The organism is Candidatus Nitrosocosmicus franklandus, assembly GCF_900696045.1.
GTDB lineage: Archaea > Thermoproteota > Nitrososphaeria > Nitrososphaerales > Nitrososphaeraceae > Nitrosocosmicus > Nitrosocosmicus franklandus_A.
Genome location: NZ_LR216287.1, coordinates 205,966 through 231,411, shown reverse-complemented (window position 1 = coordinate 231,411; position 25,446 = coordinate 205,966). Strand labels below are relative to the sequence as shown.

The following is a 25,446-nucleotide window of genomic DNA, read 5'->3' as shown; positions in this document are numbered from 1 at the left end:
GATGGTTTTTGTTTTACAAAATACAATTGTTCTTCCTAATAGAAAGAGTATTTCTTGAATTTCTTACAATCCTTCAAGGCTTCCAGACAATATCGTCTTGTTTGAGCTTACTATTTATGGTGCGAGCTAGTACAAAGAAAAAATCTGATAATCTATTGATATATACGTATGAGCTTTCACTAATCTCTTTATTTAAATATAGCTCTACCATTGAAATCTCTGCTCTACGTATTATAGTGCGAATTACATGACATTGGGATGCTTGGACGGAACCTCCTGGTAATATGAAAGACTTTAGCGGACTTAAGGATTCTTCCATTTCGTCCATCTGGTTTTCTAATCGAGATATATCATTATTTGTAATTCTTGGGAATCTAGAATTTGCTGAAGAAGGATTTGCAAGATCGCTTCCAAGAACAAATAATTGCTCTTGTAGTTTCAGGAGACTATCTTTGAGGTCTGTTAGTTCGGGTATATCATATAGGAGTGAGATTAGTAGTCCAACATTACTATTGACCTCGTCTATGATACCATAAGCCTGTATTCTCTTGCTTGATTTGATAACGCGACTTCCATCAATTAGGCTAGTAGTACCCTTATCCCCTGTTTTTGTATATATTTTCATAAATTTACCATTAATTTTGTGACACCATTCTGATCCAATGATGCATGATTTTCTTAGGTCTGCTAATATGCATGAACTTCAGCCTTGTGTTCTCTCAAATATTTTTTCTTTTTGAATCTTTCGCTACATTTGTCACATTTGAAAGGATTTTCAAACTCCATCAGAAACCTTCTTTTCTTTTCTTCTGGGGTTTCAAATACCGAAGATGATTCATTAGCTGAGGTGTCTATGTCATTATTATTTGTCATAGCTAATTCTTTTAATTAAACTCATTTATTTATTAGGATTGGGGTTGAATCTTATTTAATATTTGAATCTATGTTTCTGATATAAGTTTTTTCTACCAACCAGTAAAGCAATGATATATATACTATAAAATAATGTTCTAAGAATGTGCCGTCGTAGCTCAGCCTGGAAGAGCACTCGACTGTTTAACTGACAGGGTGAAGCTGAAGACCGAGCTGTCGTGAGCTCAAATCTCACCGGCGGCATTCGATGAATATATGAGGTGCCTTGCGAATAATCAAAAAGAAGATTAGTAAAATATTCTGCAATCACAAGAAATGCTTTTCCTATCGCAAATACGACGATTTTGAATTTACAGAATTTCGAGTTTGCAATTCTTGTGGTGCTACTCTTAATACTATTACTGGATATGACGAGGATTTAAGAGGGTAAATGAAATTACTTAACAAAATAGATATACAAGTATTACTCTTCATGTGGTGTTTTGGTGCCGCATTATCTGCTATTGCATTGTTAATTCCAATTTACTTTATTTTTGTTGTCGTTGGTTCAGTGGGGTGGATTACTGTGGGATTAAGTACGTTCCTAATATTTTCACATATCAAAAAATAAATTCTGGTTAACCTCTCCCACCCTGTTCTGGTATGGATACCAAAGTTACAGTAGAAGTTATACCGTTTATCTTTCTTATACTATTTGTGATTGTATTATTCATTTCATCAACTGTATCGGTTTGAATTTTAACAAACATATCATGAACACCATATGTGCCACGAACTTCTTTAACCTGTTGAATCTGAGATATCTGTTTGATGATTTCTTCTTCCTTCCCTAAAATACAATTTATCAAGATGTAAGCAGTGGGCATAAACTACTTGTCAAGTGGATGGTATTTTAACCTATTGATGGCTATGCTTATATTCCAGCTAAAGGGGTATAATTATTACAAAAATAAATGCGCCTGCCTCTAAAAGATAAAGAAAAATCTAGTAATAAGATTGTTATAATTAATAAATTCCATAGTGAATTACAAGAGGCATTTGAAAATGCTGTAAAGAGAAATATCAAGGCTTTTAATACCAAAGTAATGCTTGCCGATTTCTCTGTTATCGAGATTACTTCTTTTGATCCAAATTATATAGTTAAATTATTCGAAAATTTCGAAAAAGAGATAAAAACTAATCTACCGAGGTGGAAAGCAGTGCCTGTGCAATCAACCAAATCAGACGATTTGAGACGTATCTATGTGCAATTAAGTTTAGAGATCGAAAAATATTACATTTACATTTATTTGGGAATTCAATTTCATTCACTTCTTTATTACCAAGTTGATAAAGAGGTCATAAATATGACTAAGCAAATTAGAAATGCTGAGAAATTATTTGATGAAACTAAAAGCGAAATTACCGTAGAAGGTGATAGAATCCTAAAAGAAGAACTAGAAAAGTTAGGATATAAAGAAATCGACAACGCTCAGTTATTTGAAGAATTATTTACAAAAAGTCAGCTATCAGAAAAACTCATAGAGAAAGCGTATCAAGTTGAACAAAATTATCCGTCTATTAAAGAGAACGAAATACACCTTGCCAATCTAAAGAAAAAGTTAGAAAAATACATAATTGAAGCATACCAAATTAACACAGCTTCTCTTGATCAAAATAAGATGTTACAAGGTGAAGAAGGTATTGTAATTTATATTGATTTTGAAACCATCAAAAATAAAAAAACCAAAGAAAAATCATCCGTAATAAACTTTGAAAAAATATCCGATGAAATTTTAAATGAAATAAAAAAAGAGTTTACCGGAATTACTCAAATTTTATCAAGATTGCAGTTTTAAATTAATTTTAGAGATATATTTTTGATTTCAGAATCGCGTTTTGGTTTTTTATTGCGAAACCGCTATTCCATTTTATAAAATGGCTTGCTATCATTAGCACCATCGAAAAATATTATCATATATGTTTTGATACCATTCTATGCCTTTCAACACGGGGTCTGTATGATCTTTGAAGATCCAAGTGTCTTTCTCAGCTCATGTTGATCAATCATTTTACTGTGAAATATTGGCTTTTTAATAATCTTTAAGCATATCGAAGATCTTTTAATTTTCTTGTCTAACCGTCAATCTGTTTTTGACATCTTTTGTAAAGATCAAGGAGGAAAAAAGCAGATCAGCTTCTAAGACTAAATATAAATTAACCTTGACTTACTTATCTTTTGAGAATAAAAATTTTCAATATCGATCTGAACAGTATCAAGGAAGCTCAAAAGTTAATGCCAAAGTCATCGATAAGAAAAGTTGACCTGATACGTTCAAATACCTTTTCGGAAATATGTTGCAACAACATTTTTCTAAAATTAGAGTGTTATCAAAAGACAGGATCGTTTAAAGTCAGAGGAGCGGCAACAATGATTGAAAGATTAAGTGACCAAGAAAAAAGAAATGGGGTGGTAGCTGCATCGGCTGGTAATCATGCGCAAGGTGTGGCTTATGCCTCCTCTATGAATAAGATGGCATGCACCATTGTCATGCCGAAGAATGCATCACCTGCGAAAATTGCTGCTACCAAATCCTATGGAGCGAATGTGATTTTAGAGGGGAATAATTATGATGAGTCTTCTGACTATGCTTACAAGGTCGCGAGATTGGAGGGAAAAACATTGATTCCAGCTTTTGATCATCCTGATATAATAGCAGGGCAGGGAACTGTGGGGTTAGAAATCCTCGAGGATCTCAGGGAGATTGATGAAATTTATGTTCCAATAGGAGGTGGAGGATTGATAGCCGGAACAGCAATTGCAGTAAAGTCCATGAATCCAAAGATTAAGGTAATCGGAGTCGAGTCAGTCGCCTATCCATCCATGAAGCAATCAATAAAAATGGGCAAAATATGTAACATTCAAAATGGTTATACCATAGCTGATGGAATATCCGTTAAATCACCTGGAAGACTAACATTTGAGTTGATTAAGAAGTATGTAGATGATGTTGTGGTTGTTGATGATCTTTCGATAGTAAAAACCATGTTCCTTCTTATGGAAAGATCAAAAATAGTTACCGAACCTGCAGGCGCAGCATCATTAGCATATATTATATCAAATAGGCAGCATCTTTCTAAGCACAAAAATATAGTTTCAATCCTTTCAGGGGGAAATGTAGATATGTATTTACTTGGACAAGTAGTGGCCAAAGGTTTAATGCAAACTGGAAGGATGATAAAACTCTTTATCGAATTAAGAGATAGACCTGGTGAACTCAAGAATATTGTAGATGAAATAGCAAAAGCAAATGTAAATATTGTTGAGGTCGTTCATGACAGATTGAGCTCAAATATTTCTGCTGGAACAGCGGGAGTCTATCTAAGTCTTGAATTAGAAAACAGAGAACAATCGCATGTTTTGATTAAGCTTTTTGACAAACACAAAATAAAATATAAATTGATTGAATAGCTAGGGAGTATTAAAGTTATGTTACTGGCAGGCTGGCTAGCCAGCATAACAATATTCTCTGAATCCTGCTCTGTCAGCAGTTTTTCCTCCAATATTAACTAAAATAAATTCATCTTCTGCATCCAAGAATGCCTCATTATACTTTCGAGTGTTCTTATGCAACTTTTCATAGTCTTCAATAGATATTTTTGTTCTAGGTCCAATATCCCTATCTAGATTCATTCTGGATACTAATTCTTTATATTTCTCTTGAATTACTCCTGAAAATACCATGGCACTACAACCACTACCGTAAGATCCGAACCCAATACGCTTACCATAAAGATCAATGTTCTTAAGATATTCGAATTCTAGTAAACTCCTCAATCCCATGTACATGGAAGCTGTATACAGATTACCAATTACTGCAGATGCTTGCAATGATGAAGCCATTTTTTTATCAAATACATCTTGATAGTATTTGGTTATCATAAATGCTCTACGGAATTTTTCATCTGCTTTCATGAATTCTACATCTGCCAAGATGGATTCAATTGTACCTCGCGGATCTTTTGGGACCGGTTCGTCCATCCCTATTTCCTCCGTTATTTTCTTCCATCTAGGCAAATGTCTCCATTCGTGTCGTAATAGGTATGCAAGAGCCTTTTCACCCATGCGGCGGTAGGGCAAATGCACGCTTATATAATCGATATGATCTGTAACCGATTCATCATCTCTGAGCACTATAATTCCTGCTTTAAGGGCTTTTTCCTTGTAGGTCTCAAGTGCTTTTCTTACCTGTATAAGATATAATAAATTAGAGTATAATCCATTGACTAAAGGTGTTTCTTTTCCAAATGGGCGATAAAAATCATATTCGTTTTTAATTATGGTTGAAGTTACTCTTTCATCAAATGCCACCAACCTCGGATTTTCTTTGATCAACAAAGCTACTGCTCCAGCTCCCTGGGTATATTCTCCAGCTGAGCCAAGATCGTATTTTGCTATATCGCTAACTATTACTATAGCTGCCTTGTCATTACTTTCTCCAGCCCTAATCCAATTTGTATTATCGTACAAGGCATAAGATCCACTAACGCAAGCAAATTTGCATTCAATACCTCCTGCATGTTCTAGTGTACTTTCTCCATAAACCTGTTCTAACATCCCTATAACAAAAGAATTCATAGCCTTTGACTCGTCTAGCCCAGATTCTGTTGCAACATAAATTCTACCGATATCCTGGGGGTGAAGATCATTGTTCTTCATCAACCTCATACAAGCATTTGCAGCCATGCTTGCTGGATCCTGATTTGCATCGGCCAAGGCCATCTTTTTTATCCCAATACCATATTCGAGCTTTTGAGGGTCGATTCCTCGAGCTTCAGCAAAGTCTTTATAATCTATATATAGTTTAGGAACATAGATAGCCATGTCGTCTATTCCAACTGGCACAATTCTATTTTTTGTTGAAGATCATTTATAAACCTATTTATATTAGTATGTTCTATGGGAAGGAAATCTTTAGAATTTAGCAAAAATATATATTAATATTTCCTTATCAAATCGTAGTTATTGTTCCTCTCTACTGGAATAAATCCCATAGACTTTATCGCATTTACAATATTGCTCTCCAAAAGTTCAGTAGACCTAGCGCCAGTAGCGCTCACGACTTCTTCTCCTATTAGTGTCCCTCCAAAGTCATCAGATCCATGGAAAATAGCAAGCTGTGCCATACCAATTCCATTGGTTAACCATGAAGATTGTAAATGATCAATCAGCCCATTAAATGCGATCCTTGATACAGATATCATCTTTAATAGTTCAAATCCTCCCATGGCAAATTGGACTGTCCCATTCTCTTGAATCTCTGTTTTATTTGGTTCAAAACTCCATGGGATAAATGCCATAAATCCACTGGTTTTTCTTTGCAAATCCGCAATCTTTAGGATATGACGTGCACGCTGTTCAATAGTTTCTACAGTTCCGTACATCATAGTGGCCGAGGACTTTATACCTAATCTGTGTGCAGTTTCCATAATTTCAAGCCAGGTCTGGCTTGAAATTTTAAGTGGACTAATTATCTCTTTTACTTCGTCGACTAAGATTTCTGCACCCGCGCCAGGTAAAGAATCTAATCCAGCCTTATGAAGCCTATCTAATACTTCGCGATACGAACTCCTGTCTACCTTTGCGATCATATCTATTTCAGACGCAGATAAACCATGTATAGCGATATCGGGACATTTGGAACGTATAGTACTAAAAATATCCTCAAAGTATTCTGTATTTAACTTTGGATTGTGTCCTCCTTGAAAGAGTACCTGTTTAATATCATAGTTTGTCTTTGCAAAAATTATTCGTTGAAGAATTTCTTCCTTTGACACGGTATATGATTCGGCATGTCCAGGAGGTCTATAAAAAGCACAAAATTTACAATATGTTATACAAACATTTGTATAATTTAGTATAATGTTGTTGATAAATGAAACTTGCTTGCCAAATAATTTTTCTCTAATGTCATTACCTACAAATCCTAGTCTTTGAATCTCAGTCGATTTAAGCAAGTAAACAAGATCATTGATCTCAAGATCTCCTGTTTTTAAGATTTTATCAATCGTATCTTCTAGTTCAGAACGCTTGAATATATCATGACTAATCTGGCTATTTTGCAATGATCAGATTACCTTCTTCTTTGGTTAATTTATTCTTTGATTTTGTTGTCAGATTTTGGTTACCCGAAAGCACTTATATTTTTAAATATATAATCAAAGATATTGTCCAATATTTTGTTGGCCAGACCAACGTCTGCGTTGGAAAAAGCAATGAATGGTGAAGAACTAACCTTTCACGATGGCGTGGATCTTATGAAAAATGAAAACCTATTTTTGTTAGGTCAGGCCGCCGATCAACTTAGAAAACAAATCCGTGGGGATAATGTTACTTTTGTTTCTTCTTATTATTTGAACTATACCAATATTTGCGCTGCAAGTTGTCAATTATGTGCATTTTATCGGAAGGAAAAGGATGATGATGCATATACACTATCAAACGAAATGATAGTAAAAAGGGCTGAAGTGGCCATTAATCAATTAAAAGCAACTGAACTTCATATTGTAGGCGGCTTCCATCCAAAGCTAGACTTGGAATATTATGAAGGAATGTTCAAGTCAATAAAGAAAAGATTTCCAAAGGTCATTATCAAGGCATTGACGCCGGCTGAAATCTTTTTTATTTCTAGGGTAACAAAAAACTCAATAAAGGAAGTCTTGACCAGACTTAAAGAATCAGGATTAGATGCTTTACCTGGCGGCGGAGCGGAAATTTTTAACAAAAGTACTCGTGATAAAATTGTCCTTGGAAAATGCTCTGGAGAAGAATGGTTAAACACAGCTTTCGAGGCCCACAAAATTGGACTTAGGGGAAATTGTACCATGCTCTTTGGTCATATTGAGACTCCAGAAGATATTGTTGACCACATAATTAGACTTCGCGAATTAAATAAAAAGACTGGCGGTTTTACTACGTTCATACCGTTAAAATTTAGCCTAGAAAATACACAATTGGAAAAAGAGCATACTATTTTGTCTGAAAGTCCATCAACATATGATTTAAGAGTAATTGCATTGGCTCGCCTGCTACTTGGAAACGTCTTGCCTAATGTATCTGTCTATTGGATAGCATTGGGGAAAAAACTCGCCCAGGTGGCTTTATGTTATGGCGGTAACGATTTGGTAGGAACTGCATTTTCAGAGGAAATTTTCAAGGCAGCCGGAAAGCCTAATCAAACTACAACGGGGGAATTGAAATTCTTGGTCAAAGAGATTGGGCGTCATCCTGTTCAAAGAGATACATTCTTTAATACTATTCAGTCTTTCTAAATAAAAATAGACTCGGCTACTTGATGACTCTAACTTACACGCCCGCACATAAATTATGGTAAAGGTCGGTCAATTGGTATAGGTTGCAAATAATCCATCAAAATAAAAAAACAAACATGCAATAACATTGATCATTTTGCTACAGTTTATTTTGAAAATACGAGGGGTACCTCTCTTTTGATTATGCCCTTTTCAAGTGCCAAATCGAATAATTTAGAAATTGCATTCTTTCCTTGTTCTTTCATATCTAAGGTATAATCATTAACATACATCTTGACAAATTTCGTTAGAATTGATTTATCTGTTCCTCGTCCATATTTTGAAGCGAATTCGATAGCTTCATCAACGTGGTCAATACTGTATTGTATGGAATTCTTTAGTAAGTTATCAAAATCCCTTATCCGTGAAATGCTCATCAAATTGTTACTTCCAACGTTAATGCCAAGAGGAACAGGCAAGCCGCCTGTTATCTTGTGCCACCACTCCCCCAAATCAAACAATTTGACTAGTTCTTGCGACTCGAACGTAACCTGAGATTCATGTATTACTAGTCCATAGTCCACTAAATTGTTAATGACAGCTTGAGGTATGTCACTAAAAAGGAACTCTCTACACTTTTGTACTCCAAAGGATATCGTCATTAGTAAATATGCAGAAGTTAAAAATCCGGGAATGGCAACTACCCCGTTTGATAGTTCACTGATAGATTTCCCTTCTTTTGAAATTATTATAGGTCCATAGTTAATCCCAAAACTTCCACCGCTGGTCAAAATAGTATAATTATCTAGGTATGCTAGTGCATGCGCAGAAATAGCAGTAATTTCTAATTCGTGGTTCATGGCTCTTTTGTTTAATTTTTCGATATCTTCTACATGATGAACAATTTTAAAACCGTTCATTGGTACTAGCTCATTTTCTATTGCATAAAACATAAAGGCGTCATCTGCATCCGGCGTGTGGCCCACCCTTATTTCATCAGTCATGATGTAACTAGTTCATAAAATAATATGGTTGCCATATAAGTTGAAGGGTAAAACGTTAGGGAAGGGAAGGTAGGAGGGGAGAGGAAATGAATAGGGAGTGGATGAATTAGGTGAGAGAAAAGGAGGAGAATGAGGAAGGGAGGAAGTAGTGGATGGGGAAAGGGCATTAGAGAGCAGGCAGTAATTGTAGCTGCTCTGCTGCTTGTAGATAGTCAGATTCTTGTATAAATGGATTATATTGTATCATCAGATATTATCTGCCATTCTTACATATGTCTCTGAGGTAGAATGACAGATCTATTCTTTTCTTAAATACTGTTAGATATGCAACAAACTGCAAAAATTTACCAATCCCTCCTCTGAAATTATTCTGAATTAATATTATCAGAAATCAGTTTTGAAGTTAAAGTCAACAAGGAAGGTTTAATAACCCTAGAAAAACTTTTTTGAAATATAAGATGCCCAAGTTTAAATCAACGCAAGATATTCTTAGGATTATTGGAAATAAAGATCAAATCAGAAATTTTGGTGTTATCGCTCATGTAGATCATGGTAAAACAACCATGAGTGATAGTCTTTTGGCTGCTTCGGGAATCATTTCTCCGAGTGTAGCAGGTCAGGCTTTGGCTTTAGACTCTATGAAATTAGAACAAAATAGACAAATGACTATCCGAGGAGCCAATGTCACCTTATTTTATGAAAATGACGATGGCAAAGAATACGTCATCAATATGATAGATACACCTGGGCACATAGACTTTACTGGTAGAGTTACACGAGCGTTAAGAGCAATAGACGGGGTAGTAGTAGTTTCTGATTCTGTTGAAGGGATTATGACTCAGACTGAAACTGTTACTCGTCAAGCTTTAGAAGAACGAGTAAGACCCGTTCTATATATCAATAAGATCGATAGGCTTGTCAAAGAACTAAGGTTGGATCCTGCTGCCATGCAAAAATGGCTGTCTAATATTATTGCTGAATTTAATAGACTCGTTGATCTTTACGCTGAACCCGAATTGAAAGATAAGTGGAAGGTAAGCATCCAGGGAAACACAGTGGCTTTTGGTTCAGCTAAGGATCGTTGGGGGTTCAACTTTAAAGTAGCGCAGAAAAAAGGTATTAGTTTTAAGGATGTTTATGACGCATACACATCGACTGACCCTGATGCCATCAAGAAATTGGCCGAGCGGGCACCGCTGCACGATGCTGTATTAGGAATGGTGGTTCAGCATCATCCACCTCCTCACGTGGCTCAGAAATATAGAATCCCTAAAATTTGGCCTGGCAATCTGGATTCAGACATTGGAAAAGCTCTGGTGAATTGCGATGAAAAAGGCCCTGCATTAATGATGGTTACAACGATTAATGTCGACCCCCAGGCAGGTAGAGTTGCAACGGGACGCCTATTTTCAGGGACCATAAAGGATGGAGATGAAGTGTATTTAATTGATGCAAAGAGGACTGGTAAGGTCCAATCTGTAAACATATATATGGGTAATACGAGGGAGGTTGTTAGCGTTCTCCCTTGTGGGAACATACCTGCACTATTAGGTTTAGATTATGCTGTTGCAGGTGAAACTATTTCATCCGTAAAAAGTGTAGATGCATTTGAATCAATAAAGTATGTCTCAGAGCCCGTAGTAACGATCGCAGTGGAACCAAAACATCCAAAAGATTTACCCAAGTTGGTTGAAGGCCTGCGAAGAATCACAGTCGAAGATCCAAACCTGATCGTAAAGATAAATGAGGAGACTGGAGAGACGCTGATGGCTGGAATGGGTGTATTGCACCTAGAAATTGCTACATCTTTGCTACAAGAGGCCGGATTAGACATCAAGACCACTCAACCGTTGATCAACTACCGTGAAACCATAAAGGGTAGAGCTGGACCAATAATGAGCAAATCTCCAAATAAGCATAACAAGATCTTTTTGCGGGTAGAACCCCTTAGCGAAGAGATCATAGAGATGATCCGAACAGGACAATTACGAGAAGACATGGATAAGAAGGAAATGGCTCGACTATTAAGGGAAAAAGGATGGAGTTCTGATGAGGCCAGAAGTGTAGTTACAGTAGATCCGACTGGTAACATGCTTGCAGATGAGACAAAAGGTGTGCAGTTTATTCAAGAATCAATGGATTCCATTAAATCAGGTTTTGATGACGTAATTCATTCCGGTCCTATTGCACAGGAACAAGTCAGGGGTCTAAAGTTTGTATTACACCACTTTGTTCCCCACGAGGATCCTGCCCACAGGGGACTTGCCCAATTAATGCCTGCTTCTAGAAGGGCTATGCTTGGAGCGATGTTGCTTGCGGATCCAGTGCTTTTGGAGCCGATTCTAGGAATTGAAGTAAAATGTCCTCAAGAGCAGATTGGAACTGTGGCTGGAATCCTGTCAGGTAAGCGTGGGAAACTCTTAAACGTTGACCAAAAAGGTGTAATAGCCATAATTTTAGGCGAGGTACCTGCATCTGAAACCTTCGATCTGTCTGAAACCATGAGAGGTGGTACTGCAGGAAAAGCCATGTGGAGTACTTACTTTAAAACTTGGCAAGCAGTACCTCAGTCAGTATTCAGGAATCTAGTAACTGATATACGAAAGAGAAAAGGCATTGCACCCGAACCACCATCTCCAGACGAATTTATTGACAAGGAATAATAATCTTATCAATAAATCTTTTAGTCGGTTAGGTTAGATGGACGGTCGACAACTAATTTTTTATTAATTTATTTCTTTTTTCTCTTTCCTTGTGTTAGTTACAATTTACATGTGTTCAAAAATGATTTCTGAAGAACCCGCATCATTATTATCAAAGATATAAAGAGCATAGGAATGCTAATTGCAACAAAGATTATTTGATAAAAGTTAAGAGATGAGAAAAGAATTAAAGAACTGAATCCTACTAGAGAATAAAATAGACTACCTGTGCATGTGGGACAACCTACAAATAGACCCGTAGATATCCCCAATACCCCAAGAAAGTTCTTTTTTGATAGTGTGACAGATTTTCTCTTTGAAAGCAAGTATATGTTTAAACTGGTATTCAGCCCCACCAAAGTAGAAAGAGTTGTTGCAATTAGCAAGTTGAGAGGGATAATCAAAATTGAAAATTGATCCGTCAATTTGAGTATTAACATTGGAACATATCCTATTGTATTGCAACAAATAATGAGTTGTGAACTGGGATATTCTCCCTGAAAAGTTGTTATTGGTGGATCTTGATTCTGTGGAATGGATCTATCTAAGGTATTATTGATACTCCCGCTATTTATTTCAAAGTTGCTACTATTATCATGCAGCAAGTTCTGATGAACAACAGAAGAAATTTCATTATTGTTTGATTGAATGTTGTTATTTGTATCTTGAAGGTGAGGGATTGAGGAGTGTTCCATACGAGATCCTTCTTCTGTCAAGCTGTGGTTTGAAGAAGGTAAGGGAACTAGAGAGAAAATTGTGCCAGCATCCGTAAAGTATATGAAAATATTCGAAAGAAATCCAAAGAAGACAAAGTAAGCTAATGTGGCACCGATAAAGATCAGCTTGTACCGTCTAGTCTGTAATGGGTGTTGCAAGTGATACAATAGCGCTTTCGGATCTTTTTCTAAACGGGATTTTGAGAAGAAGAATCTGTGTATGCTAAAGTAAATCATCGCAAGTGTGATTAGAAATGAAGCCATGACTATTTGAGCAAGTTGATATAAGGATGATGAAAGGAAAATCTCTTGACCTGGAGTTGTTAGACGAGAATAAGAATACAAAACAAAAAACATAACAAGGCCTATAATAAGCGGCACAAAAAATCCATTGCGATACTTAGAATAGTCCAATGACTTTTCCAATCTTGATAGTACTTCCTTTTCAGGTTAACTTAAGCCTTTCATCAAATTAGAAATTTATAATAAATTGAATTGATTATTAAATATTTTAGTACAATTTGCCATTATTACGCAAAGGTAGGTGACAAATCTTAATTTTGCAAGAATCTTTCATTTCTTTCCTTTTTCTAGAGCTAAAATGAGGGCAAGAGAGAGTGTTGAGAGGGTGGTAAAGCTGTGATTGGGTAGTCAGGTAGTCAGGTAGTCAGATAAGTAGGCAGGTGTGTGGCTGTGTGGCTGTGTAGCTGTACGGATGAATGAGTGATGACGCAATTCCAAAGCAATTCCGAATTTTCAAATACAGGATAGAAATACTTCCAATAGGGAGAATAAAATGTCAAGCGAGCATAACATATGGAATTCGATAGAAAACAAATGGCTGGATTTTTGGGACAAGAATCATGCTAATATATCTGATCCAAAAACAAACAAACCAAAATTCTTTATTACTGTAGCCTATCCGTATCCAAATTCTCCTCAACATATAGGACATGGTAGAACGTATACAATTGCAGATGTACACGCAAGATACAAGAAATTGAGAGGCTATAATGTTCTTTTTCCAATGGGATTTCATTATACTGGTACTCCTATCTTAGGGATGTCAAAAAGGGTACAATCGGGAGATAAAGAAATAATTGAGAATTTTAAGACAATTTATAAAATAGATGATAAGGATATTTCCACTTTTGTCGATCCACTTCAAATAGCTAGATATTTTCATAGTGAAATCAAGTCGGGAATGAAGGAAATGGGCTATGCTATTGACTGGAGACGTGAATTTACTACGATTGACCCGGTTTACAAGAAATTTGTTTCCTGGCAATTCAATACTTTAAAAAAACTTGGTGTGATTGAACAGGGCTCGCACCCTGTAGGTTGGTGTCCAAAAGATGGTAACCCAGTTAGTCAGCATGATACATTAGGAGACGTCGAACCTGCATTTACTGAGTACGTGTTTGTTAAATTTCAGTTAGAAGAACAAGAAAATGTTTTCTTACCTGTAGCAACGTTGAGACCCGAGACAATATTTGGAGTTACTAATATATGGATTAATCCAGAAGAAAATTATTTGCTTGTAGAGGTAAATGGTAAAGAAAATTGGATAATAAGTAAAGACGCCTCTGAAAAGCTCGGATATCTTAACTATGATGTCAAAATAATTAGAGAGGTGAAAGGCGCCGACTATGTGGGCATGTCGGTTATAGCTCCGTTGACCAAAAAATCAATCCCAATACTACCCGCAAAGTTTGTTATGTTAGATGAAGGAAGCGGAGTAGTAATGTCGGTGCCTGCGCATGCACCATATGATATGCAGGCCCTACTAGATCTGAAAAGGACAGTATCAATTGAAAGCATTACTAAATCCAGATTTAAAGATATTATTCCAATATCGATAATAGATTCTAAAATTCATTCTGATAATGAAAATTCTTTGGAGAATGGTGGTAAGGCTTCTGCTGTAAACACGGGTAAGAATGGCAAATCTGATTCCCTCACTCTTCCACCACCACCACCACCACCACCACCACCACCACCACCACTACTGTCACCAAATCGTAATTTGAATACAGAAGCCAAAGATATTACCCCAGTTAATGAACAGTCAACAAACGATGTAAGGACAAAAAGTAAAGAAGAAGAAAAAAAGGTCCCAGCGATGATTTTTTTGGAAAAGTACTCGATTTCTGACCAAAGTGATCCTAACCTTGAAAAAGCGACATCCGAACTTTATTCATTGGAATATTATTCTGGAAAGATGAATCATGGTGCTCAATCATACGCTGACATGACAGTCTCAATTGCCAAAGAAAAGATCAAAAATGATTTATTGACAGATGGTACTGCAGTTATATTTTATGAATTGACCAATAAGCCAGTTTACTGCAGGTGCGGGACAAAATGCTATGTGAAATTGTTGGATAACCAGTGGTTTTTGGACTATGGTAATCCAAAATGGAAATCGCTCGCGTTTAATTGTTTAAATTCTATGGAAATAATTCCTCCGGAAATTTTGAAGGAATTCAAAAACGTCTTTGATTGGCTCAAAGTTAGAGCATGTGCGAGAAAATCCGGATTGGGAACCGCTTTGCCGTGGGACAAAGACTGGTTAATTGAAAGCTTGTCAGACTCTGTGATCTATATGGTATATTATATCATAGCAAAATACGTTAACTTGTATGATTTGGAAAAAAAATATATCAAGTTAATTGACGATTCATTCTTCGATTATGTTTTGTTAGATAAGAAACCACCTTCATTTAAAGACTACGAGGAACATGACAGTACAAATAAAGTTACCTCAAATGGTAAGGGAAATGAAAATGAAAGCAAAACAGGTGAACAATTAAGAAAGAATGGTGAAGGATTGAATGAAACTTCTTATAAAGGATTTTTAGAGATGGCTAAAGCGATCAAGGATGAATTTGAATATTATTATCCATTAGATTCAAGACATTCGGGACGGGATTTGGTACCAAATCACTTGTCATTTTTTATCTTTAATCACTCAATAATATTTCCTAAAAGCAAGTGGCCAAGACAGATTGCGGTAAATGGGTCAGTGTTAATGGATGGAAAGAAAATGTCAAAATCGATGGGAAACATAATCCCTTTGAGAAGTACCATAAAAAAGTTTAATGCTGATTCTATTAGGGTTGCTATGTTGGTTTTGGGAGAATTGTTACAGGACGTCGACTTTTCATTCACTACTCTAAAGGGGATATATGGCAGGTTAAACGACATTTACGAATTTGCTGTTAATTTTCAAAGTAGCTATGGTAATCTGATAAAATCAAAATTCGGAGATGAATTAACTTCTAATTTTGGTACTTCTTTTGATGATAAAGCTGCGGTTACTAACACTACTACTACTATAACAACTCAAGAAACCATTACACCCGGTACAACTATAGATACAACCACAACTAGTACCTCTCAACCAGCATCGCCAGAGGCAGTGCCTGCCACTTCAACGTCAGCCAACAAAAAAGAAGAACCAGATCAATTCCCTGCTACATCTATCGCTATAAACGGATTAAACTTGGAAGACAAGTGGCTACTTCATAAGCTAAATGAAACGATCCTTGAAGTTTCCAAGTATTTTGACGAACTGAGGATTAGGGATGTGCTCAACACAGTATTGTATCTGATGGATAAGGACTTTGAATGGTATCTCAAAAGAAGATCAGCAAAGAGCAAACAGCAGACTAGCGAAGAAAATTACGCATACGTAGTATACATGTTTCTAAAGGCTAGAATAAAAATGATTTCGCCAATTACTCCGTTTCTTGGCGAAGAGGTATGGAATAAGGTATTTAACAATCAAAGCAATATGCAATCAATATTCAATAGCGGTTGGCCAGAGTTTGACAAAAGGTTTGCTAATGTTGTTACTGAAGAAAATGAACTTTTAATCTCAAATTTGCTAGAGGACCTCAACAAGATTATAAAGGTTACCAAAAATACAAATATAAACAAAGTCTACATTTATTTGGCGTCTAATAAAAAGAGAGATCTATATAACAAAATAATTGATATTGTTCTTATAACAAAGACCAAAAATTTTGGTGTAATAATGAAATCGCTTTTGGCAGATGCATCAATTTCAGAAGAACAAAAAAAGTTTATAAAAAGTAACTCCGACCTTGTCAAAAAAATCAATGAGGACATTTTGTCCTTATCTCCTACAGAATTGGACAGAAGAGGACTGATAAAGAACGAGTTTGATGAAAAAATCCCGCTAGAGGATGCCAAGTCACTTATTGCTTTTGAATTGAAAATACAACCGGACAATATTTACTTCTTTAACGAAACAGAAACGCAAATTACTGATCCTAAGAATAAATCAAAATTCGCAAGGCCTTACAAGCCTGCGATTTATGTGGAATAACTATGTTTTTTAAAGCTGACATCAAAATTCTGCCATTTATCAGGCAGTCAATTTTTTTTCTGTATGGTAGTCAATGTGATAAAAAAAATACCGACTTTTTTTTGGCAAGTTTTAGTCTAGTTGTTTCCTTCTGCTATTAATTAGTCTATAAATTTAAAAGTATCAAGGATTGTTTGAATTATATTCTGACTTTGTTCTGATTCAAAATTTTCAACCCTGTCCTGAAAGGCAAGTAGATATCCTTGACCATCATGCGATACCAGATATCGTTTAATCTTGACATTTCCGTCCTGAGTTGGATAGACGGTCGTAGTGCAAGCTGTTTCATTTCCTCCCACTGCTACTGACGATTTTTTATTTTTTTTCTGCCTCTTTTTCGTTTCTTCAGTTATTAACCTTTCATTTTCATTTAACGAAGATCGTAACCCATTTTCTAAACCAAACAGTTGTAAACCTATGTTAGCTTCTGAAGAAAGTTTAATTATTTTAAATTTTAAATCTTCATACTTCAGAAGGAGACTATTCTCGTTGTCTAAGATCAATTGATTATTGTCATTGTTGTCTGAAGTTAATTTCGAATGATAAAAGAATGAAACTCCTAATCTCTGGTTGCAAAACCTCTTGAACAAATCTTCCTCCATACTAATTCGAGTTTACAATTAGGTAGACATCATCATTTTTAAAATATGTTATCTTTTTCAAAATAGATAGCAGACCAAACAGATCAAAAAGAAGGGGAAGGGGATGGGGGTGGGGAATGAATAAAGCCAGTAGTAGAATAAAAATGGATATAACTGGTAGTAGTAGTAGGATTCTATTAGCTTTGTTGAATAATTTATTGATTTTTGCTCTTGTTTTTTTGAATTCTTTCTAGATAGTAATATGATACAAAGTACAAAAAGAATCCACCAGCTACAACGACAAAGCCATAAATAGACATGGATTCTCTGTTAAACAAAGTACCTAATCCTACAATGAAGGCACCCAAAATAATCAACGCAATCCCTGCCCTAAGTGGTCCTGCCATTTTCTTTTTCTTTCTCTTACTAGGAGATGATGAAGATGATGACGATGAAGGCCTCCTTTTTGAATCTACCATTTAAATCTAATGAATATGTTGGGACTCTACTTCTTATTTATATCTCTAGATGCAAATGAAATCATTTTATTTGCCATAAGTATCATGGTACGATATAATGAAGATTGCTGTCGTAGGGATCGGGGTAGCGGGTGCGTATTTGATGAACCAGCTAAGTGATATCCATGATGTAACTGTCAGAGGTTTTGAAAGGATGCCCGAAAAGGAACATGACGCAGTCTGCGCATGGGCAACATGCGATAATGTTATGAAGGATTATGCCAAACAGTGTGGATTAAACATGGACGATTATATCCTTCATGAAGGAAAAAAAATGCGGGTCGATGTTGGAGATGGTAGTGACTCTGGAAAAAACATCGACATTAATTTAAAGGGAATGGTTAGTTACGACAAGCTAAAACTAATTCAAGATATGATTAAAGGTACTGATATTTGCTTTAATAAAGTACCCAATAAAACCGACTTAGAAAGTGAATACGATCTTATTGTTGATTCTACTGGATTTCATCGTCACTATTTACCCAAGCTAAAAAACGAACTATGGATTCCCTGTATACAGTATAAGGTAAAGTATGATAAAGTTCCATTTGACGACTTTTATCTAAAGGCTTTTCCTTCACTTTCTGGGTACTTTTGGTATTTTCCACTAGGAAATGGGTATGCCCATATCGGGTCGGGTGACTTTAAGCGTAAACAAACTCATGTCTTTTTGGACTATTTTATGAGAAAATATCCATGTCAAGTTATAAAAAAAGTAGGCAGACCTGTCCGAATAACTCCTCCTTCTCACTGCCTTCCATTTACCGATGGTAGAAAAACAATTGGTGTGGGGGAATCTATAGGAACTGTGTATGCATTACTAGGTGAAGGGATAATCCCGTCAACAATATGCGCACAATTGTTTATAGATAATCTACATGACAAAGAAAAGTATGTAGCCGACGTTTTGTCGACCTTTAAGATATATACAAATGTTTACAATTTTATTAGAAAAAGCATTAACAGGAAATTCAATATTCTAAAAGATTTCCTGGAAGTATTAAAAATCTATAAATACATGAAAAGTAGCGAGGATCGGTTTGGGATGGAAGTAAATATGCTAAACATGTTAAAACTAACAAAAATCTAGGTTCTAGACTTTTTTCTATTCCTTATATCATTTACTACTACCGCTTTTGCCACTACTACTTTTGCTGCTGCGAGTACTACTACTAACCCTATTGTTGCCGTTTCCTTCTTTCATTACATGATGCAATGATATCAGGGTAACAACTAAAATACCAAAAAAAGCAATACCTGTTGCAAGATGGGTTGCAACAATGACAGGATGCAATTTCGTTACAATCATGACCCATCCCAATATGACTTGACCTATTAGCAATCCAGAGGCCAAGGCTAATTTTATCCTCAGGCTTCTGCTACTCAATTTTATAAATGAATATGCAGTGAAGGAAAACAGGGCAATCATCAAGACAAAAACTAATGTCCTATGAATGTGTTCATAAAAATAATCAGGTGGGGGAAAATCAAACCCGTTAGGACACAGTGGCCAAGTTAGACATGATAGACCTTGATGAATCGAGGATAGATATACACCTAACATCATCACAGAATATGTTATACCCATTACAATTAGAGTAACAACAAACAGTTTTTTAGCTGGAAAGCGAGTCTGACCAATCCGCGTACTCTTCAAGTGAAATAAGTGAGTGATCTTAAATAGGTGCTTTAAATGTTTTTTATTGCTTTGACAATATTTAATAGTAAGAATTGAAATCCTGATTCTTAAGATATTATCTATGTTGATTTGCGCGATATCAAGAAAAATTACCTGTTATTTTGCTATAATTGGTATTATTGGGTTATTAACATATAGTTTTGGCTTTGAAGAGAGCTCTTTTAATCTAAAATATTCATTTGCTACATCTACTACAGTAAATAGCAGTGAACCTGCTTCTACTTCTACTTCTGCTGAATCTGGTGCTGATCCTGCCAATTCTACTATTTCTGACCTAAATCAGACTAATATTAACAATGTCTCCTCAACCTCATTGGTTACCACTATTCAAGGATCAGAAAAAGCCTTGAATGGATCTCAGTTATACTCGTCGACAACGACGACCACCAATGGAACAGATGCACCATCTATGCAACTTGTACCTAACACAAAAGAAAGTAGCGGCTCTTATCACAAAGAATCTGGAGACTTGAAACTTTCCGATCCGTTTTACACTTCTAATCATAGCATAGTTTTAAACAAATTCAACTTGACTTCGATGTCAGATCCACCAACAACAAAAACAAAGGAGCTTCAAATTTTTTATGAACTGGGGCTAATTGATGATTCAGATCTCGTCTACAATATAGGCTACTATGTTGAAGAATCAAAGTCTAGGGCAACTTTGAATCAATCCCTAATCGACAGTCAAATTACAGAGTCCTTAGTAAATGACGATTTAAAGATTGCCAAAGGGACTGGGTTTTATGTCGCAACAACTGATGCAGATATAATAGGTTGGAACGCATACGATCAAGTATATAATCAATCAGATAACGTTACTAACTATTTAGGTATTATCTATTATTCAACAAATGAATTACCTGGGGGTAAATTCTCTCAGCTAAGTAATAAAGTAGGTATCTATGAGTATGACTTGTATCCGAATGGATCTGCAATTAGGAACCTATGGTTATGGCCAACAATAACAACAACAACAACAATGGCGACACCCGATACATCAAACTCAATTAATAATAATAATCAAACCAATCCCTAATTATTGTCAGATACCTTTAACCTACTTACTCTTTTTTCTCAAACACCATTGTCACAGATTAGTATGATTATCTTGTTTGACTTGGGATAGTAAAATGGCAGGCAGCAGAAAGAGAAAAGAAAGAAAAAGGAAAAATGATCAGAGTACACCGACAGTTACTACTGTATCGACCATAATAGATACTAAATCAATGAGGCTCAATGTTTCCAATACTACGACGGATATTGCTAGTCTTCAGGATAATTCGTCCTCTACAACAGTTATTCAAAATAGTAAAACTTACAAAATCCCAAATAACTTTATAGTCTACATTCGTGAATTTGATAAAATTGATGAACAAGGTATACAAAGATGCAGAAACCTCAAATGCATGGAACCTGTTTGCAAGCCATTTAAGAAATATTGCTCAAGAAAATGTAGCAAAGAATTTACACGATGGTATAATTCTAATTTTTATTGGAGAAATGTTAGAAATAGAGTTTTAAGGCGAGATAATTTTACTTGCCAGATCTGTGGCATCCAGCTTGATAGGAGGAAAAAAAAGAACAAGTCGCAGAAAAATTGGCTTGAATGCGACCATATCATACCAAAGTCTTATTATTATCATCTTGGATATCAGTTTGACACTCTAGACAATAAAGTAAGGACAATCCTTGAATTTATTCACAACGGAAACAATTTAAGAACGCTATGTTATAAATGTCATAAGAAACAAAGCGTAACTGTGGTTAGTACTAGGACAAAACTAATTGATCTTAATAAAGAAATCATTTAGAAGTAAAGTAAAACATGCTGTTACTATATTACAGCTTTTTAAATATTATCAAAAGAACATTCCCAAGGTAACGTATAAACATTTATATGCTTAGTTACATTCCGTTGTTTTGTATAGATTTCTAATATATTTCTGCTTACGAAATTCGTTCTTTTCGATATTATTATGAGAATACTTTGGCGATGAACGAACTCGAAATATCATATAAAGGAATTTATACTAATATCCGCCCTATTGATTTACTTAGTTTGAATAATCCACTGGCAGATCAAACAATTGGATTAAAGAAAAGGATTCAAGACGACCTTCATCGGTGGGATGAACTCTATCGTGTAGGGGTAGAAATTGAGATCTGCTTACTTGACGACAGGGCGCGGCCTGTGAATGCTCATCCATTGATAAAGGAATTGAGCAAAAAGTTTGACATGGACTCTGAATATGGGAAATGTCAGTTTGAGGTCAAAACTGAGCCAATTTCAATGCACGATCTGTCTAGTGTTAATAGTTTTTTTGTAGAGTTCATTGAATTTTTAGAGTTATCTGTGGATAAGGTATACAAGAATAGGAAGGTTATACCAGTTTTTATGGGGGGAAATCCCTCGCCAGATATTTTTAAGAGGAAATTTATTACAAGAAAGGAAAGATACCTGAATTTTTATGAATGGCAAAAAAAGTTCCCCGATATCGAGATTGAAGGTCAAGTATTCAAACCCAACAAGATTGCTACTGCTATCCAAGGATTTCATCTGCATCTGCAGGGGTTAAACCCTATTTATACAACTCATATGTTCAATTACATTCTTGGTCTTTTGCCATCAGCAATTCTACTTGGCTCAAACAGTCGGTTGTTTGCTGGCAAATTATTCTCTTTTTATGAACCACGAGTTTATCTTTATGATCACTCTGAACAACAAAATTCTGGGTTTCCGGCTATTCCAAAATACCTTGATAGGATTGAAGAATACATAGATTACATCGCCTCACGACCCGGAATGGACGACTCGCGTGACTACTTTGGATTAGAAAAAGATAGACATGATGATATTAGGATACGTTTGAATTCTCCCAACTACAGGGTAGAGACCAGAATCATGTCAGTGCAGCCTACACCAAAAGAATTGGTTGCAATGATAGAATTTTTTATCGGATACTTGTATCGTGCTATTTTGGAAGGCAAGCCACTTAGACCCCTTTCGTCGATAAGAGAAGAGCGTGCTGCCATAGTTAGGTCAGGGTACGATGCTAAAACACATTTTAATGTCTCTGAAACAGTAAAGACTCAACTTCACGTCGCAAAACAAGGTTTGAAGGACCTGGACCTTGGTCACGAGTACATTAGAATTTTAGAAAGAAGGTTAGAAGAAAGAACCTCTCCAAGTCAATATGTTGCTAAAAGATGGGAAGCAAGCTACAACGGCAATGTTTATCAAACAGTCTCTGAAATTATCCAGCATGTATGGGATAAGACAAAGACTAACACGCCATTGCTTTGACCATCAAATTCGTTCTAAAGATGAACGAATGTTATATTCAAATATTATAGACTTTTTTTTAGATATAAAGTCATATAATGCATTTAACAAAATTTTAATAGATAATATTGTGTGGTATTTGAGTTGATCACCTAATAATGAATATTAACAAGTGTTTTTTAGTTATTGATACGTATTGGGAGGTACATGAAATTATTGGATAAACTGTTCATGTCTACTTCATTTAACGATGATCAGATGGATAGTTTGGTTTCTGATCTTCAAATTCTTATTAGGCAGCCTAGCATCTCGGCAACAAGTGAGGGCTTGGAACAATGTGCTATCTTGCTTGCCAATCTGATGAAAAACGCCGGGATCCATTCTGAGCTACTTTATTTGGATGCCGTGGACCAACTTGAGAATGTAAACTCGCACAATAAAATCCCGCCAATAGTTTTTGGAGAAGTTAAATCCAAGATAAATCCACATTCAGAAACCCTCTTGTTTTACAACCATTATGATGTGCAGCCAGTTGATCCAATTGAAAAGTGGAATGAAGACCCTTTTAGCGGTAAAGTTGAGGGAAACCTGATTTACGGACGCGGTTCAGCTGACGATAAAGGTGAACTGATAACAAGGTTAAAGGCGGTAGAGTTTTTTCTCAAAAATACAGGAGACGTTCCTTGCAATATAAAATTCTTAATCGAAGGAGAAGAGGAGATTGGAAGTCCTAATCTTTCAAGGTATCTAAAAAAATATAAACATAGGTTAAATTCGGACCTGGTAATTTGGGAGAGTGGATACGTAGACAAAGACGAAAGAGCGATAATATCTCTGGGTCAGAAAGGCATTCTAAATACTGAAATCACTGTATATGGGCCCTCAAGGGATACGCATTCGAGTTTGGCTGTTGCCATAGAAAATCCTGCTTGGAAACTCGTTAATCTATTATCTTATCTTTATGATCCTGTAGGAGGTAAAATCTTAGTAGACGGCTGGTACGATGAAGTGAAACCCCTCAGTGATAAAGAATTACAATTGCTGGCAGACGAACCCTTCAATGAAGAGGCATTTAAAAAGGAATACGGAGTTACCAATTTTATAAACAATCAGAATGCATATGAAATTAAAAAGGCGTTAGCAATCGAACCCTCTTGTAATATCTCTGGATTAACTTCGGGTTATACAAGAAAGGGCGTAAAAACAATTTTACCCTCATCTGCTACTGCAAAGCTAGATTTTCGCCTCGTTCCAAATATGGATCCAAGAATTCAATTTGAAAGGCTGTTAAAATATTTGAGGACTACTAGGTGCTTTTCAGAAAATGAGGTATCCGTAAAGTATCTAAGCGGGGAGCCAGCATACCGCACGCCGATTGACAATCAGTATGTGAAACTAGTTGTCGACTCTGCTTCAAAGATATTTAATGGCGTCGTTTTGAATTTATCTTCTGCTGGAACAGGGCCAATGTATGCGTTTAAAGAAATACTGAATGTCGATTCAATATGTATTGGAAGTACAACATTACCAAACAAAATGCACTCACCCAACGAGTACACTAATCTTGACCTGCTACACAAGGGAACCAATTGCTTTATAGAAATTATCAAGAATTTTGCAAATATTACAACTCGAAACACTGGACAAAGTCGTTACTATAACTTGTGATAAAAAGAATCCATACAAACATGTATATTCATTTTTTCTGCTGAGCCATCAAATGAAAAGGAAATTAAGGCTAGAGAAATCATAAAACGGCGGCAATTCATTGATCGGAATATGTATTTGGTCGCGGCGTTTATTCAAGTTATGTAAAATTAAAAAATGCAAGAAAGGATAAATACAATTACAATAAAACAGATAAATGCAGTATAGTGTTGCTATTGCAATAGCGTTTTCTCTGTCGATAGCTTTAGTATTTTATTTTCTTCCACAACAAGCATACGGTGTCTTCCACAGGGAGGATTTTATAATAACTGATATGGGACTAAAAAATGGAAATCCGTTTATGACGGTACAAGGAGAGGCAGGTAGATCATTTTCTGTTGACATGGGCGATGAGTCCTTTTATTCCTACACATTTGTAACAGACAAAGGAATATTTGCAGCAAGTGTGGCTTTGGGTGAGGACGAAAATTCACCATATTACTCTGTTGATGGGTTTGAAGTCGATACATTTGAGGTAGGAGCATGTTTAGAGGATCGAACGGCATCAGGTGAACCCCGATTTACCGGCAACACTGCCGAATATATGCCGGAGGATTTGGTTATTGAAAATGTTTCAAAGGTATATACTATTCAGGTAACATTAGATGATCCAGATGACGATTGTCAGAGTGGACAACATATTTACAAGATTTTTTCAAGCAAATAAAGAACAAGAA

The 25,446-nt window shown here is 35.8% G+C and carries 22 protein-coding genes and 1 tRNA gene; 13 read left to right on the top strand and 10 right to left on the bottom strand.

Features of this window, described 5'->3' with window-relative positions:
* Positions 1 to 73: 73 nt before the first annotated feature.
* Together NFRAN_RS01010 and NFRAN_RS01005 are read right to left on the bottom strand one after the other, a co-directional pair.
* On the bottom strand, positions 74 to 625 hold the full coding sequence (locus tag NFRAN_RS01010) for a cob(I)yrinic acid a,c-diamide adenosyltransferase (protein WP_134482674.1): 552 nt from the start codon (positions 623 to 625) through the stop codon (positions 74 to 76).
* Positions 626 to 687: 62 nt separating this feature from the next.
* Positions 688 to 873 (bottom strand): hypothetical protein, encoded by a 186-nt coding sequence (locus NFRAN_RS01005; protein WP_134482673.1) that lies wholly within the window; start codon positions 871 to 873, stop codon positions 688 to 690.
* Positions 874 to 1,020: 147 nt separating this feature from the next.
* Between NFRAN_RS01005 and NFRAN_RS01000 the strand changes: the two genes are divergently transcribed.
* Together NFRAN_RS01000 and NFRAN_RS00995 are read left to right on the top strand one after the other, a co-directional pair.
* Positions 1,021 to 1,116: transfer RNA gene (locus NFRAN_RS01000), tRNA-Phe, on the top strand.
* Positions 1,117 to 1,303: 187 nt separating this feature from the next.
* Positions 1,304 to 1,483: a hypothetical protein gene (locus NFRAN_RS00995; RefSeq protein ID WP_134482672.1), complete on the top strand. Its 180-nt coding sequence runs from the start codon at positions 1,304 to 1,306 to the stop codon at positions 1,481 to 1,483.
* Between the two features lie 7 nt (positions 1,484 to 1,490).
* On the opposite strand, the gene NFRAN_RS00990 is transcribed toward NFRAN_RS00995, so the two are convergent.
* Complete coding sequence (locus NFRAN_RS00990) at positions 1,491 to 1,739, bottom strand: Lrp/AsnC ligand binding domain-containing protein (RefSeq protein WP_134482671.1); 249 nt, start codon at positions 1,737 to 1,739, stop codon at positions 1,491 to 1,493.
* Between the two features lie 219 nt (positions 1,740 to 1,958).
* Here NFRAN_RS00990 and NFRAN_RS00985 point away from each other — a divergent pair, with 219 nt between their 5' ends.
* Positions 1,959 to 2,711, top strand: a complete 753-nt coding sequence (locus tag NFRAN_RS00985; protein WP_134482670.1) for a hypothetical protein — start codon at positions 1,959 to 1,961, stop codon at positions 2,709 to 2,711.
* A gap of 437 nt (positions 2,712 to 3,148) precedes the next feature.
* A complete protein-coding gene (ilvA, locus tag NFRAN_RS00980; RefSeq protein WP_134485542.1) occupies positions 3,149 to 4,324 on the top strand; it encodes a threonine ammonia-lyase in 1,176 nt (391 codons plus the stop codon).
* Positions 4,325 to 4,360: 36 nt separating this feature from the next.
* Here ilvA and NFRAN_RS00975 read toward each other — a convergent pair whose 3' ends face one another.
* Positions 4,361 to 5,758 (bottom strand): hydroxymethylglutaryl-CoA synthase family protein, encoded by a 1,398-nt coding sequence (locus NFRAN_RS00975; protein WP_134482669.1) that lies wholly within the window; start codon positions 5,756 to 5,758, stop codon positions 4,361 to 4,363.
* 92 nt (positions 5,759 to 5,850) lie between these two features.
* Positions 5,851 to 6,978 (bottom strand): cyclic dehypoxanthinyl futalosine synthase, encoded by a 1,128-nt coding sequence (gene mqnC, locus NFRAN_RS00970; protein ID WP_134482668.1) that lies wholly within the window; start codon positions 6,976 to 6,978, stop codon positions 5,851 to 5,853.
* Positions 6,979 to 7,128: 150 nt separating this feature from the next.
* Between mqnC and NFRAN_RS00965 the strand changes: the two genes are divergently transcribed.
* A complete protein-coding gene (locus tag NFRAN_RS00965; RefSeq protein ID WP_134485540.1) occupies positions 7,129 to 8,184 on the top strand; it encodes a CofH family radical SAM protein in 1,056 nt (351 codons plus the stop codon).
* A gap of 146 nt (positions 8,185 to 8,330) precedes the next feature.
* Here the strand turns inward: NFRAN_RS00965 and NFRAN_RS00960 are convergent, their stop codons facing one another.
* Positions 8,331 to 9,167 (bottom strand): menaquinone biosynthesis family protein, encoded by an 837-nt coding sequence (locus NFRAN_RS00960; protein WP_134482667.1) that lies wholly within the window; start codon positions 9,165 to 9,167, stop codon positions 8,331 to 8,333.
* Between the two features lie 458 nt (positions 9,168 to 9,625).
* Between NFRAN_RS00960 and NFRAN_RS00955 the strand changes: the two genes are divergently transcribed.
* Positions 9,626 to 11,830: an elongation factor EF-2 gene (locus NFRAN_RS00955; protein ID WP_134482666.1), complete on the top strand. Its 2,205-nt coding sequence runs from the start codon at positions 9,626 to 9,628 to the stop codon at positions 11,828 to 11,830.
* 98 nt (positions 11,831 to 11,928) lie between these two features.
* On the opposite strand, the gene NFRAN_RS00950 is transcribed toward NFRAN_RS00955, so the two are convergent.
* Positions 11,929 to 12,966: a hypothetical protein gene (locus NFRAN_RS00950; protein ID WP_134482665.1), complete on the bottom strand. Its 1,038-nt coding sequence runs from the start codon at positions 12,964 to 12,966 to the stop codon at positions 11,929 to 11,931.
* Between the two features lie 415 nt (positions 12,967 to 13,381).
* Between NFRAN_RS00950 and NFRAN_RS00945 the strand changes: the two genes are divergently transcribed.
* A complete protein-coding gene (locus NFRAN_RS00945; RefSeq protein WP_134482664.1) occupies positions 13,382 to 16,939 on the top strand; it encodes a class I tRNA ligase family protein in 3,558 nt (1,185 codons plus the stop codon).
* A gap of 140 nt (positions 16,940 to 17,079) precedes the next feature.
* Here the strand turns inward: NFRAN_RS00945 and NFRAN_RS00940 are convergent, their stop codons facing one another.
* Both NFRAN_RS00940 and NFRAN_RS00935 read right to left on the bottom strand, forming a co-directional pair.
* Positions 17,080 to 17,580 carry a hypothetical protein gene (locus NFRAN_RS00940; protein WP_134482663.1) on the bottom strand — a complete coding sequence of 167 codons (501 nt, stop codon included), beginning with the start codon at positions 17,578 to 17,580 and terminating at the stop codon, positions 17,080 to 17,082.
* Between the two features lie 194 nt (positions 17,581 to 17,774).
* Positions 17,775 to 18,038 carry a hypothetical protein gene (locus NFRAN_RS00935; RefSeq protein ID WP_134482662.1) on the bottom strand — a complete coding sequence of 88 codons (264 nt, stop codon included), beginning with the start codon at positions 18,036 to 18,038 and terminating at the stop codon, positions 17,775 to 17,777.
* Positions 18,039 to 18,135: 97 nt separating this feature from the next.
* Between NFRAN_RS00935 and NFRAN_RS00930 the strand changes: the two genes are divergently transcribed.
* Complete coding sequence (locus NFRAN_RS00930) at positions 18,136 to 19,167, top strand: NAD(P)/FAD-dependent oxidoreductase (protein ID WP_134482661.1); 1,032 nt, start codon at positions 18,136 to 18,138, stop codon at positions 19,165 to 19,167.
* Positions 19,168 to 19,194: 27 nt separating this feature from the next.
* On the opposite strand, the gene NFRAN_RS00925 is transcribed toward NFRAN_RS00930, so the two are convergent.
* A complete protein-coding gene (locus tag NFRAN_RS00925; protein ID WP_134482660.1) occupies positions 19,195 to 19,734 on the bottom strand; it encodes a COX15/CtaA family protein in 540 nt (179 codons plus the stop codon).
* A 103-nt stretch (positions 19,735 to 19,837) separates the two neighbouring features.
* On the opposite strand from NFRAN_RS00925, the gene NFRAN_RS00920 reads away from it, so the two are divergent.
* The 5 genes from NFRAN_RS00920 (at position 19,838) to NFRAN_RS00900 (ending at position 25,436) form a co-directional block, all read left to right on the top strand.
* Positions 19,838 to 20,815 carry a hypothetical protein gene (locus NFRAN_RS00920; protein ID WP_134482659.1) on the top strand — a complete coding sequence of 326 codons (978 nt, stop codon included), beginning with the start codon at positions 19,838 to 19,840 and terminating at the stop codon, positions 20,813 to 20,815.
* 94 nt (positions 20,816 to 20,909) lie between these two features.
* Positions 20,910 to 21,590: an HNH endonuclease gene (locus NFRAN_RS14080; protein ID WP_197731080.1), complete on the top strand. Its 681-nt coding sequence runs from the start codon at positions 20,910 to 20,912 to the stop codon at positions 21,588 to 21,590.
* 182 nt (positions 21,591 to 21,772) lie between these two features.
* Positions 21,773 to 23,083 carry a hypothetical protein gene (locus NFRAN_RS00910; protein WP_134482658.1) on the top strand — a complete coding sequence of 437 codons (1,311 nt, stop codon included), beginning with the start codon at positions 21,773 to 21,775 and terminating at the stop codon, positions 23,081 to 23,083.
* Between the two features lie 210 nt (positions 23,084 to 23,293).
* Entirely contained in the window at positions 23,294 to 24,730 is a 1,437-nt protein-coding gene (locus tag NFRAN_RS00905; protein ID WP_232037902.1) for a M20/M25/M40 family metallo-hydrolase, read from the top strand.
* Between the two features lie 196 nt (positions 24,731 to 24,926).
* On the top strand, positions 24,927 to 25,436 hold the full coding sequence (locus NFRAN_RS00900) for a hypothetical protein (RefSeq protein ID WP_134482657.1): 510 nt from the start codon (positions 24,927 to 24,929) through the stop codon (positions 25,434 to 25,436).
* Positions 25,437 to 25,446 lie beyond the last annotated feature (10 nt).